The sequence below is a fragment of the Pseudomonas sp. PWP3-1b2 genome, from assembly GCF_049896045.1.
GTDB lineage: Bacteria > Pseudomonadota > Gammaproteobacteria > Pseudomonadales > Pseudomonadaceae > Aquipseudomonas > Aquipseudomonas antarctica_B.
In genome coordinates, this window is sequence record NZ_JAFCTN010000037.1 from 38,575 (window position 1) to 52,417 (window position 13,843).

Annotated in this window: 14 protein-coding genes; 3 read left to right on the forward strand and 11 right to left on the reverse strand. The window is 57.3% G+C overall.

Annotation, left to right across the window (positions count from 1 at the left end; translation table 11 throughout):
• Window positions 1-6 precede the first annotated feature (6 nt).
• The 3 genes from ACP7A2_RS21120 to ACP7A2_RS21130 all read right to left on the reverse strand — a co-directional run bounded on the left by ACP7A2_RS21120 (window position 7) and on the right by ACP7A2_RS21130 (window position 3,085).
• Entirely contained in the window at window positions 7-426 is a 420-nt protein-coding gene (locus ACP7A2_RS21120) for an organic hydroperoxide resistance protein (RefSeq protein ID WP_426135785.1), read from the reverse strand.
• Between the two features lie 153 nt (window positions 427-579).
• Window positions 580-1,350, reverse strand: a complete 771-nt coding sequence (locus ACP7A2_RS21125) for an alpha/beta fold hydrolase (protein WP_426135786.1) — start codon at window positions 1,348-1,350, stop codon at window positions 580-582.
• 415 nt (window positions 1,351-1,765) lie between these two features.
• On the reverse strand, window positions 1,766-3,085 hold the full coding sequence (locus ACP7A2_RS21130) for a CynX/NimT family MFS transporter (protein ID WP_426135787.1): 1,320 nt from the start codon (window positions 3,083-3,085) through the stop codon (window positions 1,766-1,768).
• Window positions 3,086-3,785: 700 nt separating this feature from the next.
• On the opposite strand from ACP7A2_RS21130, the gene ACP7A2_RS21135 reads away from it, so the two are divergent.
• Complete coding sequence (locus ACP7A2_RS21135) at window positions 3,786-5,321, forward strand: sensor domain-containing diguanylate cyclase (protein ID WP_426135788.1); 1,536 nt, start codon at window positions 3,786-3,788, stop codon at window positions 5,319-5,321.
• A gap of 107 nt (window positions 5,322-5,428) precedes the next feature.
• Here ACP7A2_RS21135 and ACP7A2_RS21140 read toward each other — a convergent pair whose 3' ends face one another.
• The 5 genes from ACP7A2_RS21140 to ACP7A2_RS21160 all read right to left on the reverse strand — a co-directional run bounded on the left by ACP7A2_RS21140 (window position 5,429) and on the right by ACP7A2_RS21160 (window position 8,308).
• A complete protein-coding gene (locus ACP7A2_RS21140; protein WP_426135789.1) occupies window positions 5,429-5,698 on the reverse strand; it encodes a short-chain dehydrogenase in 270 nt (89 codons plus the stop codon).
• Between the two features lie 418 nt (window positions 5,699-6,116).
• Window positions 6,117-6,452, reverse strand: coding sequence for a hypothetical protein (locus ACP7A2_RS21145; RefSeq protein ID WP_426135790.1), 336 nt, complete (start codon window positions 6,450-6,452; stop codon window positions 6,117-6,119).
• A 103-nt stretch (window positions 6,453-6,555) separates the two neighbouring features.
• A complete protein-coding gene (locus ACP7A2_RS21150; RefSeq protein ID WP_348058928.1) occupies window positions 6,556-6,909 on the reverse strand; it encodes a gamma-glutamylcyclotransferase family protein in 354 nt (117 codons plus the stop codon).
• Window positions 6,910-7,224: 315 nt separating this feature from the next.
• Window positions 7,225-7,803 carry a DUF4337 domain-containing protein gene (locus tag ACP7A2_RS21155; RefSeq protein WP_426135791.1) on the reverse strand — a complete coding sequence of 193 codons (579 nt, stop codon included), beginning with the start codon at window positions 7,801-7,803 and terminating at the stop codon, window positions 7,225-7,227.
• Window positions 7,804-7,924: 121 nt separating this feature from the next.
• On the reverse strand, window positions 7,925-8,308 hold the full coding sequence (locus ACP7A2_RS21160) for a DUF2784 domain-containing protein (protein WP_426135792.1): 384 nt from the start codon (window positions 8,306-8,308) through the stop codon (window positions 7,925-7,927).
• 107 nt (window positions 8,309-8,415) lie between these two features.
• Between ACP7A2_RS21160 and ACP7A2_RS21165 the strand changes: the two genes are divergently transcribed.
• Window positions 8,416-9,105, forward strand: a complete 690-nt coding sequence (locus ACP7A2_RS21165) for an HAD-IA family hydrolase (RefSeq protein WP_426135793.1) — start codon at window positions 8,416-8,418, stop codon at window positions 9,103-9,105.
• Window positions 9,106-9,234: 129 nt separating this feature from the next.
• Here the strand turns inward: ACP7A2_RS21165 and ACP7A2_RS21170 are convergent, their stop codons facing one another.
• Window positions 9,235-9,981, reverse strand: coding sequence for a 3-oxoacyl-ACP reductase family protein (locus tag ACP7A2_RS21170; protein ID WP_426135794.1), 747 nt, complete (start codon window positions 9,979-9,981; stop codon window positions 9,235-9,237).
• Window positions 9,982-10,107: 126 nt separating this feature from the next.
• Between ACP7A2_RS21170 and ACP7A2_RS21175 the strand changes: the two genes are divergently transcribed.
• Complete coding sequence (locus ACP7A2_RS21175) at window positions 10,108-11,031, forward strand: LysR substrate-binding domain-containing protein (protein ID WP_426135795.1); 924 nt, start codon at window positions 10,108-10,110, stop codon at window positions 11,029-11,031.
• A gap of 123 nt (window positions 11,032-11,154) precedes the next feature.
• On the opposite strand, the gene ACP7A2_RS21180 is transcribed toward ACP7A2_RS21175, so the two are convergent.
• Together ACP7A2_RS21180 and ACP7A2_RS21185 are read right to left on the reverse strand one after the other, a co-directional pair.
• The gene (locus tag ACP7A2_RS21180; RefSeq protein ID WP_426135796.1) at window positions 11,155-11,883 is read right to left on the reverse strand and encodes an aspartate/glutamate racemase family protein; all 729 of its coding nucleotides are present in this window, start codon (window positions 11,881-11,883) and stop codon (window positions 11,155-11,157) included.
• A 13-nt stretch (window positions 11,884-11,896) separates the two neighbouring features.
• Window positions 11,897-13,411 carry an NCS1 family nucleobase:cation symporter-1 gene (locus tag ACP7A2_RS21185; RefSeq protein WP_426135797.1) on the reverse strand — a complete coding sequence of 505 codons (1,515 nt, stop codon included), beginning with the start codon at window positions 13,409-13,411 and terminating at the stop codon, window positions 11,897-11,899.
• Window positions 13,412-13,843 lie beyond the last annotated feature (432 nt).

Here is a 13,843-nt window from a genome sequence, read left to right on the forward strand (position 1 = left end):
GTGGAGTTAGACGGTTACGTGCAATCGCACATCAACGTTGCCGCGAGTGGCGTTGGAATAGGGGCAAACCTGGTGAGCTGCATCCACCAGCGCTTGTGCGTCGGCTTGCTCAAGACCCGGCAGGTTGATGTTCAAGTCAATGTCCAGACCGAAACCGCCTGGGATCTGGCCAATGCCGACATGAGCCGTGATCGAAGCGTCGGCAGGAATGCTGCGCTTGCTCTGACCGGCGACGAATTTCAGCGCACCGATAAAGCAGGCCGAGTAGCCCGCGGCAAACAGTTGCTCCGGGTTGGTAGCTTCGCCACCGGCGCCGCCGAGTGCTTTTGGAGTGGAGAGTTTTACGTCGAGAATGTTGTCACTGGAAACAGCGCGGCCATCACGGCCACCGGTTGCGGTAGCGACTGCTGTATAGAGCGTTTGCATGGTGTTTTTCCTTAATTGATGATGTTGAGTTGATTGAGTCGGGAAATCAGGATCTGCACGTCTTGATGGACGAACCCCGGTTTAGCGGGTGATCCGCATGTATTCAATTGCCTTGCAACTAGACTGGTCGTCTATTAAGTAGGCAGCATTAAATCACTTGGCAGCCTTGATGATCAGGTCCGCGACTTGTTGCGGATGGGACAGCATCGCTACGTGGCTCGAGGGTACTTCTACCGACACCGCATGCATGCGCTTGGCCTGATCCCGCTCCTGTTGCGGGTTAATGATTGCATCGTTACCTGCGATCAAGGCGAACGAGGGGACTGTGTGCCAAGCCGCGTGCTGGACCGGCTCACTCAGTGCGCGGCTGTTCAGGGCGCCTTGGGTGGCGGCCACCAGTACTTGTTCTTCGCGTGGCAGATCCGCAGCGAAATACTTGGCAACGCCTTCATCGCTGACTTTTACATAACCCGCCGCGTCCTTGACGAAAGAGGACTGGCCCAAGCTCTTCGGATAGCCCTTGACGGTATCCAGTGCGGACTGACCATCATCTGGAGCAAAAGCCGCGACGTACACCAGCGAGTGAACTTTGTCGTTGTTACCGGCTTCGGTGATCACCGCGCCGCCCCAGGAATGCCCCACCAGCACGACCGAACCGTCGGCATCGTTGATAGCGCGATTGGTGAACGCTACGTCGCCGGCCAGGGAGTCCAGCGGGTTCTGCACAGCGACGACTTTCAAGCCGGCTTTTTGCAACAGGGGAATCACTTTGTTCCAGGACGAGCCGTCGGCGAAGGCGCCGTGAACCAGCACCACGGTTTTGGCCGGTGCGCTCGCGGCGGTGTCCTGGGCGGCGGCGATGCCGACATGGGCGATGAACGCCAATGAGGAGATGAGTGCAGCCAGCTTGGTCCGGGTGTTCATCGCTGTGTTCCTTTTGTTGGGTGGGTGAATGTGTGGCTACTGTAGGGTCAATTAGACCGGTCGTCTACAGTTATTTTAAAGTTTTTTGCGCGGCTTTTCTCATGGCTATTTCAAACGAATGAGACATCGCGAAAAGCACACTGGGTTGCGGGCGCGACTAGGTTTCGCGACGCAGAGTTGAGTCTGGCAAGCACTCGAGCCGGTAAGAGATTTGAGAGATTTCAGTGGCAATCGGCAACAAAAATAGCCGACCTCACTGACGCGTGACCGAGAGTCGATGGTAAGACCCCGGCCGACTCGATCAGCCCGCAAAGCGTACGTGTTCCTGGCGGCTCGATGTGCCGGGGGCTTAAGGAATCATGGAAAAGGCGCGTTGACAGAGTCATGGCACCCTGCACATTTATCGCGCCCCTCATTAAGCAGGTACCTGTTGCAGCGCGACCGTAGAGACAACATTACTGCGTGCTCGATACGGCTGCAGAAACGGTGTGAGCACCACCATCACCAAACTTACGCCCACCATGAGCCAAAGAGACGGGTGGAAGCTGCCAGTGAAGTCTCGTAAATACCCCATCAATAAAGGTCCTGCCGCTGCAACAACATAGCTGAACAACAATATCATCGCGTTCCACGCGTTTGCCTCTCCTGAGGTTTTGGTGTTGTCCAACGGCAACGTCATTCCCAAAGTGAATGCCCCACCCGTCCCGAACGCAATAATCGGGATCATCACAAAAGGCATTGCCTGCGGTGCTATTGCTGTCGCGATTATGCCCAAGAGTGCGATACCTGAACTCACGGCTAAAAGCACGCGCCGATCTTCGTTTCGGCTCAATAATCCAAACACAGGGTTGGCGACCATAAACGCCAGGGTAAAGCTCGCCAGGACTAACCCCGCAGACGTCGGCGTACGACCGAAATCAACGTACATCGGAGCAATCCAGGAAATGTACGCATAGAAAATGAAATTGTTGCAGGCGAAAAATACTGCAATCAGCCACGCCGTCGGGTTACGCAGCGGCATGCTGTGTGGAGTGGTGGTGATGTTGCTCTGCTCAGCGCTGCGTCCCTTGCGTTCGATATACAGCCAGGCGACGAACGAGATCACCGCCGGTAGTGCCCAGAAGCCCGCACTGACTCGCCAATTGTTGGCCCAAACCGCCAATGGCCCGGTGAGTGCCGCGGCAACGGTGCTGCCAAGCGCTAGAGCGGTGGCGTATACACCCATTAGCATCGCGGCTTGCTTGGGATAGCTGGCTTTGACAAAACCGGCTATTAAGGCCCCGGCCACTGCGATGCCTGCGCCGACGCCTACGGTGCTGAGAAACAGCAACCCGATGGAGCCCACGAAGGCGCGCAGCCCGGTTGCGACACACAGTACAGCGAGGGCTACCAGAATGACGCGGTCACGACCGAAGCGGCGGGCGAGCCAGGGAACGGGAAGTGCCAGCAAGCCCATCAGCAAGGTCGGAATGGCGGTCAGCAGCGCGGCCTGGGTGTGCGACAACGCAAAAGTCTGAAGCAAACCAGGCATCAACGGACCGACGGAAACAATGGCGGGACGCAGTGTGAGGGCCACCAATACGATGCAGAGGACAGCGAGGGTGATCGAAAGGCCTTGAGGCTTCTCGGCAAATTCCGCTTGATTAACCGGAGTGGAAAAGTGGATACGCTGAGTAACTTTTGTGCCCGAAGCCTGATATGCGGCGACCGGCCGGGCGGTACATAGAGTGTTCATGTTTTGATGCTCCAGTGAATTAGGGGGCGACATTTCCAGGCAAAAGCCGCCCGTTGCGCTATCGGTGGATAAGCGCAGTTCTCGGGTGGTTACAGTGGGCTGTACTGTGGTCATGCCGTTGCGCAAACAACGGCCAGGCGGTGTTCAAAACACTTGCTTAGTGGGGCGTCTAATTAGTTCGTTGATACCTGCATTGTCCGGGTGAACCTTCAGCATTAAGGAGGATGCAAGGGCGATAGACTGATGCGGGCTTTCATCACAATGACCTGCTGGCGAGTGAACGTGCAGTGACAATATCAACGAATAGACCAGTCGTCTATAGCGTGAATTGCTTTTTTTCCTGGCGTTCTTGAAGCGTTCAATCCGTTCAAGGGATGACTGTGAGAGCTGGTCCTGCAACGCCAGACGACTCGCCTCGAGTATCCATTCAAATCGGGTGGTTGCATCGGGGATCGTAGACACCGGCGTGCCTTGGAATAAAGACGGCCCGTGATGGTGTACCAACTCCCACCGTTGTTCCGGCTATGCTCACCCCAGCAGTGTCGTAACGTTGGCCTTGCTTAGTTCATAGCGTGCAATATGGGCTTATTAAGCCCATATTGCCTCGGTATCCTGATTGCCGTGGGAACGCTCAACCTGGCTGTTGGTGAATGAAAATATTCACCGTCAGGTTCAGCACGTCGACACTAAGAAGAGTTTGATGAAAACCAAAATGTTCGTGTCTGGTCGATTAACACCCAAAGCGCTCTCTGTGGGCCTGATCGCTTTCATCCTTCTGGTCTGTGTCATGCTGGTTTGCGCAATTGCCTGGCAGTTGAAGCAGTCTGCGGACGAACGAATGGCAAATGCCAAAATTGCCGTCCACAACATTGTTCGGGCTTCCGAGCAGCAGGCTCGAGATACCTTGCGTCAGGCGGAGAACATTCTCAGCAACCTTGCAGAGCGTGTTGAAAATGACGAACTTGATGCCAAACAGAGGCTTCGTTTATCCAAAGTAATGGCCGACAACGTTGAGGCAATCGACGGAATTCAAGGGTTGTTTATTTACGATAAGAACGGCGACTGGGTAGTCAATTCGTTTTCCTCGGAGACGGTCACAAAGAACAACAGCGATCGTTCCTATTTTATCTACCACAAAAACCATCCTGGCACGGCCATTCATATAGGCCAGGTCATTTTAAGCCGCACCACTGGCGACATGATTATCCCGGTCAGCCGCCGAACTGAATACCCGGATGGCAGCTTCAGTGGCGTGGTTTTGGCGACGTTACCCGTCGCATACTTTCAACGTTTCTTTGAGCGTTTGGACGTCGACAAGCAAGGGGTGATACTGCTTGCTTTGAACAGCGGCGATTTGCTGGCCCGTCGACCAATGATTGACGCGCTAATGACGACTAATATCACCAAAGGCGAGCTGTACAGTCGATATTTAATAAACAGCGACAGCGGAACAGCAACCCTGACGTCCGTCGTGGACGGCGTAGAGCGGGTCTATGCCTATAGCCGCATACGCGGGCTCCCGATCGTCGCTGCCGCAGGGTTGTCGTTAGACTCAGTGTTTGCAACGTGGTGGACGTACGTCTATCAGGCATCGATTATGGTGGTGCTCATAATGGTCGTGCTGACCAGCCTGGGCTTTCTCTTTTATCGACAAATTCAACGGTTGTTGGGGGCAGAAGAAGAGCTGCGTCTTGCGCATGGTAATTTGGAGCACATTGCTAAAACAGACAGCCTTACGGGGTTACCTAACCGCAGGTGTTTTGACGCGACACTGGCGCAAGAGTGGTCGAGAGCGTGCCGCACTGGAAACAGCATAGCGCTCATCCTTATCGATATAGATTGGTTCAAACAATATAACGACCACTATGGCCATGTAGTCGGCGACGAATGCTTAAGGCAAGTCGCAGCGTTAATAGATAAAAATATAAATCGTCCAGCCGACCTCGCTGCCCGGTATGGTGGGGAGGAGTTTGTAATCCTGCTTCCAGAAACAGAACTTGCGGGTGCCGTGAAGGTTGCCGAGCAAGTGCGGTCAGCGATAGAGGCTGCAAAAATTGAACACGTTGGCAGCGCTGCTGGCAGGCTCACCATCAGCGCAGGCGTTATTTCCAGCCACCAGCGTGGCGTATTGGTAGCGATGGATCTGCTGGAAAAAGCCGACTGTTTTCTGTATCGCGCCAAAAAACTGGGGCGCAACCGAGTTGAGCATCAGTTGCGGGAAGCCCTCGAAACATAATGCGTTCCTGCGACTGAAAAAGGGGCCGATTTATTTGAGTTCGCGCTTGTGCGAATAGATAAATCAGCCCCTTTTTTTTCACGGCTTTAGAGCGAAGTGCAGCGTTTTCAGGTCTGCGGGGTGTCCATCCGCTGTCCTATTACATCCAGCAAATCGCAGCCATCGCGCAGCGGAATTGAGCACAGCAGGGCAAAGTCATTGAGGACCACCGCATCACTGCTTATTTCACTTCGGAGTGCTAGGTTTTCAAGCACTTGAGTAACGGCACGAAGCCGATAACTTGCGGCGTCGAGGAGGATTTCCAGTGCCACGGTGGTATCGACAAAAAGGGCTGGGGTGGCGCTGTCGTTGCTGGTGAGGGCTATGTATTGGTTCATGAATGACTCCATTAAGACAAAGATAAATAACAACGAAGCTTTTTCATGAGCCACGGCTAAAAACGCCAATCGCCTGAAATAACGTCGTTTGCATTCCGTCTTGTAGTCGAGTCGCCAAACCCGATCGCCCTGTGGGCGACCGAGCGACTATAAGCTTCGCGATTTTTAAGCGGCAGACCTACGCTTCTGAGTGGTGTGTAGGACATTGCTCAATTTGATGGATTTGGTCTTCTGGCATGCGCACCTCGGCACCTGAGGCTTGAACCTGACATGGAGGGGGCTGGCGCTGGAACAATTGCAGCATTCTACAAAGCAAAAGGGCGGCCGATTTGGCCGCCCTTTCTCATTTCTGAATAAGCGCTTTATCGCTCACCAGAAAGACACCAGGCAATGCCCGGCACTTTTCAAACCATGACGCTTACTGCGCAGTTTTCAGCTTGATCACATCACCCGAAATCCTGGTGGTGTAGCCGCTGAGTACCCACGCCCAGAACCAGTTTTCCTGCACCTGAGTGTTGATCAGTGCATCACCGCCTTTCGCCTTGATAGCAGCATCCTGGGCGCGCACGAAACGGCTGTTCTGGCCGATCGGGATGAGACCGAACAGCATGATGCCGGTGGCGCTGGCTTCGCTGTGGCCCAACACGGTGTATTGGCTGCGGTCGTATTGCGGGGATTTGATGGCGGTGCCGGTGCAGCCAGCGAGGGTGAAACCAAGAACAGCGGCTGCAGCGACTTTACTGATGTACTTCACGGGGTAACTCCATGGGTAAAAAATCGAGATCCACTTCTCGAAGGGGGCGCCACTTTAATCGCCGCAATAGCAGATTGAAATCAATTATCCGAAAGTTTCATTTTTACGCCTGAACGTACACCCACGCGGTCAGGCCCGACGCCAGCGCGACCGACACCCGCTTGTAGTCCGACACTTCATAGGCATCCGCCGCCGCCAGCTCTTGCTCGTTTATCTGAAACACCATGCCCTCAACGCTGGCGGCCTGTTCAGTGGCGGGCGCGACGATGGGGTGATGGGTCTTGCCGCTGGTGGCGAGTACGTCGGGGTCGGTGATTTCGACAAAGCTTTGCGAATAGCCGAGCATCGCGTCTGGCTGGCCGACCAGTTCGCGGCCGAAGTTGGCGAGTTGTACGGCTTTGTCTTGCAGAGTGCCGTATGAAAACAACAGCTCGGGGAATTGGGTGGAGTGTTCCATGGGGTTTCCTTGTGCGAGTAAGTCTTCGTAAAAAGCGCCGTAAGGCTTGCTCGGGTGGGCGATCTGGTTTCCGGAATCCACAGCCTGGCATGCGGGTTGTGCACTCACCGTGCGTTCCTCGCACTCAAGCTGCGCTGATCGTTAGGCGTTTCACTATATAGCGATGCGATGGCCGAGCCCAACTCCCAAAACACCGCAAAGCCAATGTGGGAGCTGGCTTGCCTGCGAAAGCGCCGGGTCAGCTTGCACATTTGCTCCTGAACCACCGCCATCGCAGGCAAGCCAGCTCCCACATGTTTGACCGCGTTCAGTCAGTCAGAGGTGCAGCCAAGCCAAACCACCTAACACCATGGCCACGCCGCCGGCTGAATACGACATACGCTTCAACCATTCCTTGCGCGTCAACAACGTAATTGCCGCCAGCGAAATCGCGATCTGAATCGCGGTCATCGCCTGTGCCCAACGGTGGTGCTGGTGCAGCGCTGCTTCCGATTTCTCATCCCATTCCTTCGACGTTGCCTCAAGCTTCTCGGCCTGTTTGCGCACCTCTTCCTTCTGGCCCTTGTAGCGCTCGATCTCATCCTTGTAATGCGCCGCGTCCACGCCGGGAATATGCGTGGCCAGTTCCGCCAGGTTCTGGCGGCTGGATTTGGCCTGGTAGTAATTCCACTGGTTGGCCGCTTCAGTCTTGATGATGGCCGCGTTGTTCTTGTCCATCGCCGCTTCGCTTTCGGTGGAGCCCGCCTGATAGCTGAGCATGGCGCCGAGGGTGGCCATCAGCGCGGTCATTACGGCGATGCGGCTGGCGAAATTGTCACCACGGCCGTGGGCATGTTCGGTGGTGTGTTCGACGTGTTTTTCGTGGGGGCTGGGGACTTCAAAGGCTTCGGACATGGGTGCGTCTGCGAACGGAATGAGGGAGTCTGATTCTTCACCAGCGCAGCTGTCTCAATCCTGTACGTAATGCAGCAAACCTTCCCTGGGTGGCTGGTTAAACGGGTGGCTAGCGGATGCGCTAACTGTGGTGGTTTGGGCTGCTTGCCGAAGCGCGTCGGATCAGGCGCACATACACCGCTATATTGATCAGCAATACAACGGCCCCGAGTACCAATTGAATATTCGGGGTCAGCCCGGCCGGGTAGATCAGCGCAAGGATGTAATGCTCGATAAAGCCACCGCCGTAACCGTCTTGCCCGGCGAGGTAGCGAAACAGGTTTTCCCACCGGGTCAGCGGGCAGGGCAGGTGAAACACTTCCACCGCCACGCCCCAGGCAGCGGCGGGCAGGTGCAGCCACATCACGCGCCGCCATTTGAGGGCCAGCAGCCCGCCAAACAGCACGAAGAGGATAAAGCTGAGGTGAAACAGCACCAGGCTGTCGGCGGCTAGGCGGTAGAGCATCGCGGGCACTTCGAAAGGGCAGGCAGACAGTCTAAAGGGTTGCCTGGCGGTAAGCGCGGCCGTTATTGTGCTGAATCCTTTTAGTCTTCGCCCAGGGTTTTGTTGTGATGAATGCACCACGTACTGCAGTCGGTCCGATCAAGGCCGTGATTTTCGATATGGACGGGTTGTTGCTGGATACCGAAGGCATCTACACCGAAGTCACGCAGATCATCGCCGAACGTTACGGCCGTACCTACGACTGGGGCATCAAGCAGCACATCATCGGGCGCGGCGCGCAGGACCTGGCCGATTACGTGGTCAAGGCGCTGGACTTGCCGATCACCTCGGCCGAGTTTCTGACGATTCGCGAGCCGCTGATGAGCGAGCGTTTCCCCAAGGCGCTGGGCATGCCCGGCGCTGAAGCGTTGGTGCGGCACTTGCACGCGCACAACATTCCGATTGCCGTGGGCACCAGTTCGTCGCGCAATTCGTTTGGCCACAAGACCACGCAGCACCGCGAGTGGTTTAGCCTGTTCGGCACTATTGTCACGGCGGATGACCCTGAAGTAGGCGCGGCCAAACCTGCGCCAGACATCTTCCTCACCGCTGCCCGCCGCTTGGGCGTTGCGCCCGAGGATTGCCTGGTGTTCGAAGATTCGCCGTTTGGCGTGACCGCCGCCAAAGCCGCCAACATGACGGCGATCGCCGTGCCGGATGAGGCCATGGCGGACAGCAAGTACGACCATGCTGACCAGATCATCCGCAAACTGGCGGACTTTGATCTGGCTGCGTATGGCTTGCCGCCACTTCCCTGATCAAAACGCAGTCAAAAAAATGTGGGAGCTGGCTTGCCTGCGATGGCGGTGAGTCAGCCATACATCTGGCCCTGGTACACCGCCATCGCAGGCAAGCCAGATCCCACACAAGCCAGCTTCCATGCTGGCTCAGGCGCTGAAACCACCATCAATGGTCAAGCTTGCACCGGTGATATACCCCGCTTCCGGCCCTGCAAGGTACGCCACAAAGCTGGCAATCTCCTCCACATGCCCATACCGCCCAACCGCCATCAACCCGATCAAGCTTTCGGCAAAGTCACTGTTCGCCGGGTTCATGTCGGTGTCCACCGGCCCTGGCTGCACGTTATTGATCGTTATGCCACGCGGCCCCAAGTCCCGCGCCAAACCCTTGGTCAACCCCACCAGCGCCGCCTTGCTCATCGCATAGGGCCCACCGCCACCAAACGGCATGCGCTCAGCGTTGGTGCTGCCGATGTTGATCACCCGGCCGCCTTCGCCCATATGCCTGGCCGCTTCCTGAGTCGCAATAAACACACTGCGCACGTTGATCGCCAGGGTCTGGTCAAAATCTTCCAGCGTGAAGTCTTCCAGCGGCGCGATGGCCAGCACGCCGGCGTTGTTCACCAGAATGTCGATGCGGCCAAAGGCTTCGACGGTGGCGTTGACGGCATGGCGGATCGCGTCGGCATCGGCGCTGTCGGCGCGAATTGCCAGGGCTCTGCCGCCAGCGCTGATCACGCTGTTTTGCAGTTCTTCAGCCTTGGCCGCCGAGCTGACGTAGGTAAAGGCGACGGCTGCACCTTGCGCGGCGAGGCGCTTGACGATGGCGGCGCCGATGCCGCGGGAGCCGCCTTGAATCAAGGCGATTTTGCCGCTGAGGTCTTGTGTGGTCATGTCGATCTCCTGGTCGTTCAAGGCGGAGTGCCTTGTTGTTGAAACCGAGTATCGACTTCACCGCCGCGCCCCGGTAGACCGTGATTGCTATAGTCTGTGTAAACCAAAAGTTTAGAGTGGGGCGGTATGGAGAGCTTTGGCAGTATCGAATGCTTTGTGCGCAGCGCTGAAGGTGGCAGCTTCGCCGAGGCCGCGCGGCACTTGAGCCTGACACCGGCGGCAGTGGGAAAAAGCGTCGCCAAGCTGGAAGCACGCCTGGGCGTTCGGCTGTTCCAGCGTAGTACGCGTCGCCTGACCCTGACGGAAGCCGGCAAGCTGTTTCTCGACGAAGTCAGCGGCAGCCTCACCACCATCCAGAATGCGGTGGCTAACCTGGCCAGCGCCGAGGGGCGCCCGGTGGGCACGCTCAAGGTCAGCATGGGCACCGTGTTCGGCAATCGTTACGTCGTGCCGTTGCTGGGGGAGTTCATGCGGCGGTTTCCGGACATCAGCCCGGACTGGCATTTCGATAACCGCCAAGTGGACCTGATCGGCCAGGGGTTTGATGCAGCGATCGGCGGTGGTTTTGAGCTGCCCCAAGGCGTGGTGGCGCGCAAGCTCACGCCGGCGCATCGGGTGTTGGTAGCGTCGCCGGATTACTTGGCACAACGCCCAAACGTGCAAACACCCGAAGACCTGTCGCGCTGCCTGGGCATTCTGATCCGCTCGCCGCAAACCGGCCGCGTGCGCTCCTGGCACCTCACCAGCCTGGAGCGCGAGCATCGCCCGCTGGTGCTCAGGCCCGGCATGACCATGAGCGACTCCGAAGCCGCCTGCTGCGCCAGCGCCCAGGGTTTGGGTATTGCGCTGGTGAGCATGCCGATGGCCGTGCCGTTTCTGGACAGTGGCGCGGTGGTGAGGGTGTTGCCTGACTGGTACGTCGACGACGGCAACATTTCCATCTACTACGCCGAACACAAACTGCTGCCCGGCAAGACCCGGGCTTTTGTGGACTTCATCATTGAGCGGTTTGCAGAGCAGTGCTTGGGCCAGCGATTCAGTGCGGTTTGATCATGGCGGGGGACCGAGGTGCCGCTATCGCAGGCAAGCCAGCTCCCACAGGGGAGTGCGTTTCAAGCTGGAAACGCGATCAACTGTGGGAGCCGGGCTTGCCCGCGATGGCCGCGATGCGGTCTACCGCCCAAACTGCCCCGGCCAGCCAATGATTTTCTTCGGCCGAGGTGTCGCATAGGTTCGGATCTTCGACGTCGACAACCCCAACCGCACCAGCGATTCGGCAATCGTCACCGCCGCCGTCACGCCATCCACCACCGGCACGCCGGTGCGATACCGAATCTGCTCATCCAGCCCCGCCATGCCGCCGCAGCCCAGGCAGATCACTTCGGCCTTGTCTTCACTGATCGCCAGTTCGGCCTGGCGCACGATGGCTTCCATCGCCGCCCGCGGGTCTTCTTCCAACTCCAGCACCGCCATGCCGCTGGCGCGCACCGAAGCGCAGCGCTGGTAGAGGCCGGCGAGTTTCAGCCGGTCTTCAATCAGCGGCACGGTCCGGTCGAGTGTGGTGACCACCGAATAAGCGTGCCCCAAAAACATCGCCGTGCTGGCCGCGGCTTCGGTGATGTCCACTACTGGCACATTCAACAATTCCTGCAAGCCTTCACGGCCATGCTCGCCATAACCGGCCTGGATCACCGCATCAAACGGCTGGTCGTAGGCCATCACCCGGTCCATCACCGCGATGGCCGCCAAGTAGCTTTCAAAGTTTCCTTCCACCGACTCCGCGCCAAAGTACGGCGTGAGCCCGACGATCTCGGTGCCCGGCGCGGCCACGGCTCGCGCTTGCTGGGCGATGGTTTCGGTGATGGATGCGGTGGTGTTGACGTTGACCACGAGGATACGCATGGAGTGTCCTTGATTAATGACTGACGTTATCGACTGCAATGCTTTCGCCGCTGACATCGGCGTAGAACGGCTGGCGCTCGGCGATCAGCAGGTACAGCAGCCCTGCAATACCGGCGCCAAACATCCAGGAAAACGGTGCAACGCTGGCGAAACCGGGCAACAGCGCCAGCAGAATCGCGATCAGCGCCGCAGGAACAAACGCCGCTACCGCACGTAAATTGACCCCGCGGCTGTAGTAATAAACGCCGTTCGGGTCTTCGCTATACAACTGCAGCACATCTACCCGGCTTTTACGGATGAGCCAGTAATCGACCATGATCACCCCGTACAACGGCCCCAGCAGCGCGCCGAGCCCGGAGAGGAAATACACAATCACCAGCGGGCTGTTGTAGAGGTTCCACGGCAGTATCAGCACCGCCAGGGTGGCGCTGATCAGCCCGGCGCGGCGGAAGTTGAGGTACTTGGGCGCCAGGTTGCTCAGCACAAACGCCGGTGCCACGAAGTTGGCCATGATGTTCACCGCCACGGTGACGATCAGGAACGCCAGGCAACCCAGCACCAGAAAGAAGGTATTCGGGATGGCGGCGATGATTTCGGTCGGGCTCTCGATCACCCGGCCATTGAGCTGGAATTGCCCGCCGCATAGCAGCACGGTGATCGCGGCGAATACCAGAATGTTGACCGGCAGGCCCCAGAAGTTGCCAACCTGAATGGTTTTGCGGCACGGCGAGGAACGGGCGAAGTCGCAGAAATTGAGGATCAGCGTGCCGTAGATGGTCAGCCACAACGCGCCGCCGGCGAAGATATTGCGCCACATTTCACCACCGCTGAGCGGCTCGCGTATCGACCAGGCAATGTTGCCGCCGACCTGAAAGTACATCCAGCCAGCCAGTGCGGCCACCGTGACCAGAATCACCGGCCCGGCGAACGCTTCATAGCGGCGTACCATTTCCATGCCGTACGCAAGGATCGCCAACTGCACAAACCAGATCGCGACAAAACATGCCCAGCCAAGCGTCGACAGGCCAAGGATAGCGTTGTGGTCGTATTCGGCAAACCCGGGATGAATCGCCGACAGCAGCACGCGGAAAACCACCGAAGCCAGGTAGGTCTGTATCCCAAACCAGGCAATCGCAATCACCGCGCGAATCAGCGCCGGAATCTGCGCGCCGTGAATGCCGAAGCTGATGCGGCTCATCACCGGAAACGGCACGCCGGTTTTCTGGCCCATGTACCCCGACAAGTTCATGAAGAAGTACACCAGCGCGGCGCCTATCCCGAGGGATAACAGGATCTGCCAGCCGCCCAGGCCCAGCGCGTACAAGCCGATGGCAAACGAATAGTTGGCGATGTTGTGCACGTCGTTGGTCCACAGCGCGAAGATGCTGTAGCACCCCCAGCGTCGGCCTTCGGCCTTGGTGGGCGCCAGGTCCTTGTTGTGCAGGCGCGGGCTGAGCACCAACGGGCCGGGGCTCAGGGGGGAGGAGGGCAGATCCAGTGCGACGGGATTCGAGAGGCTTGTACGCATTCCGGCAGGCTCCAGCGCATCTGCAGCAAAGCGGCGGATGGCAAAGTGTATGTAAGTTTTGTATTTATTGTATACAAAGCGCATTTCACCCTAAGCCAACTGCGTGCCAGTTTTTGATCTATGGAAACTGTGGTTAATTTCGTTTTAGCGGATTTGATTAATAACCGGTTGAATCTAAAGCGATATAAATTGACCGCTTAAACAGGAATTAATTTTTTGCCAGAAAAGCACTCTATTCAACAGGCATAGAGTGTGGGGAGAGGAGTGTTACGTTTTGGTGCGGAGTAATATGGATTGCACATATAAATGGCACCGATAGTTACAAGTATGTGTACAAGTTTATGGCCAGTACAAAGTAGATGTGGGAGCGGGCTTGCTCGCGAATGCGGTGCGTCAGACAAGAATTTTTGACTGATACACCGCATTCGCGAG

What these genes read in the sequence shown, in the direction of transcription:
- ACP7A2_RS21120 (WP_426135785.1), bottom strand. Translation starts at nt 426, where the DNA reads ATGCAAACGCTCTATACAGCAGTCGCTACCGCAACCGGTGGCCGTGAT.
- ACP7A2_RS21125 (WP_426135786.1), bottom strand. Translation starts at nt 1,350, where the DNA reads ATGAACACCCGGACCAAGCTGGCTGCACTCATCTCCTCATTGGCGTTC.
- ACP7A2_RS21130 (WP_426135787.1), bottom strand. Translation starts at nt 3,085, where the DNA reads ATGAACACTCTATGTACCGCCCGGCCGGTCGCCGCATATCAGGCTTCG.
- ACP7A2_RS21135 (WP_426135788.1), top strand. Translation starts at nt 3,786, where the DNA reads ATGAAAACCAAAATGTTCGTGTCTGGTCGATTAACACCCAAAGCGCTC.
- ACP7A2_RS21140 (WP_426135789.1), bottom strand. Translation starts at nt 5,698, where the DNA reads ATGAACCAATACATAGCCCTCACCAGCAACGACAGCGCCACCCCAGCC.
- ACP7A2_RS21150 (WP_348058928.1), bottom strand. Translation starts at nt 6,909, where the DNA reads ATGGAACACTCCACCCAATTCCCCGAGCTGTTGTTTTCATACGGCACT.
- ACP7A2_RS21155 (WP_426135791.1), bottom strand. Translation starts at nt 7,803, where the DNA reads ATGTCCGAAGCCTTTGAAGTCCCCAGCCCCCACGAAAAACACGTCGAA.
- ACP7A2_RS21160 (WP_426135792.1), bottom strand. Translation starts at nt 8,308, where the DNA reads ATGCTCTACCGCCTAGCCGCCGACAGCCTGGTGCTGTTTCACCTCAGC.
- ACP7A2_RS21165 (WP_426135793.1), top strand. Translation starts at nt 8,416, where the DNA reads ATGAATGCACCACGTACTGCAGTCGGTCCGATCAAGGCCGTGATTTTC.
- ACP7A2_RS21170 (WP_426135794.1), bottom strand. Translation starts at nt 9,981, where the DNA reads ATGACCACACAAGACCTCAGCGGCAAAATCGCCTTGATTCAAGGCGGC.
- ACP7A2_RS21175 (WP_426135795.1), top strand. Translation starts at nt 10,108, where the DNA reads ATGGAGAGCTTTGGCAGTATCGAATGCTTTGTGCGCAGCGCTGAAGGT.
- ACP7A2_RS21180 (WP_426135796.1), bottom strand. Translation starts at nt 11,883, where the DNA reads ATGCGTATCCTCGTGGTCAACGTCAACACCACCGCATCCATCACCGAA.
- ACP7A2_RS21185 (WP_426135797.1), bottom strand. Translation starts at nt 13,411, where the DNA reads ATGCGTACAAGCCTCTCGAATCCCGTCGCACTGGATCTGCCCTCCTCC.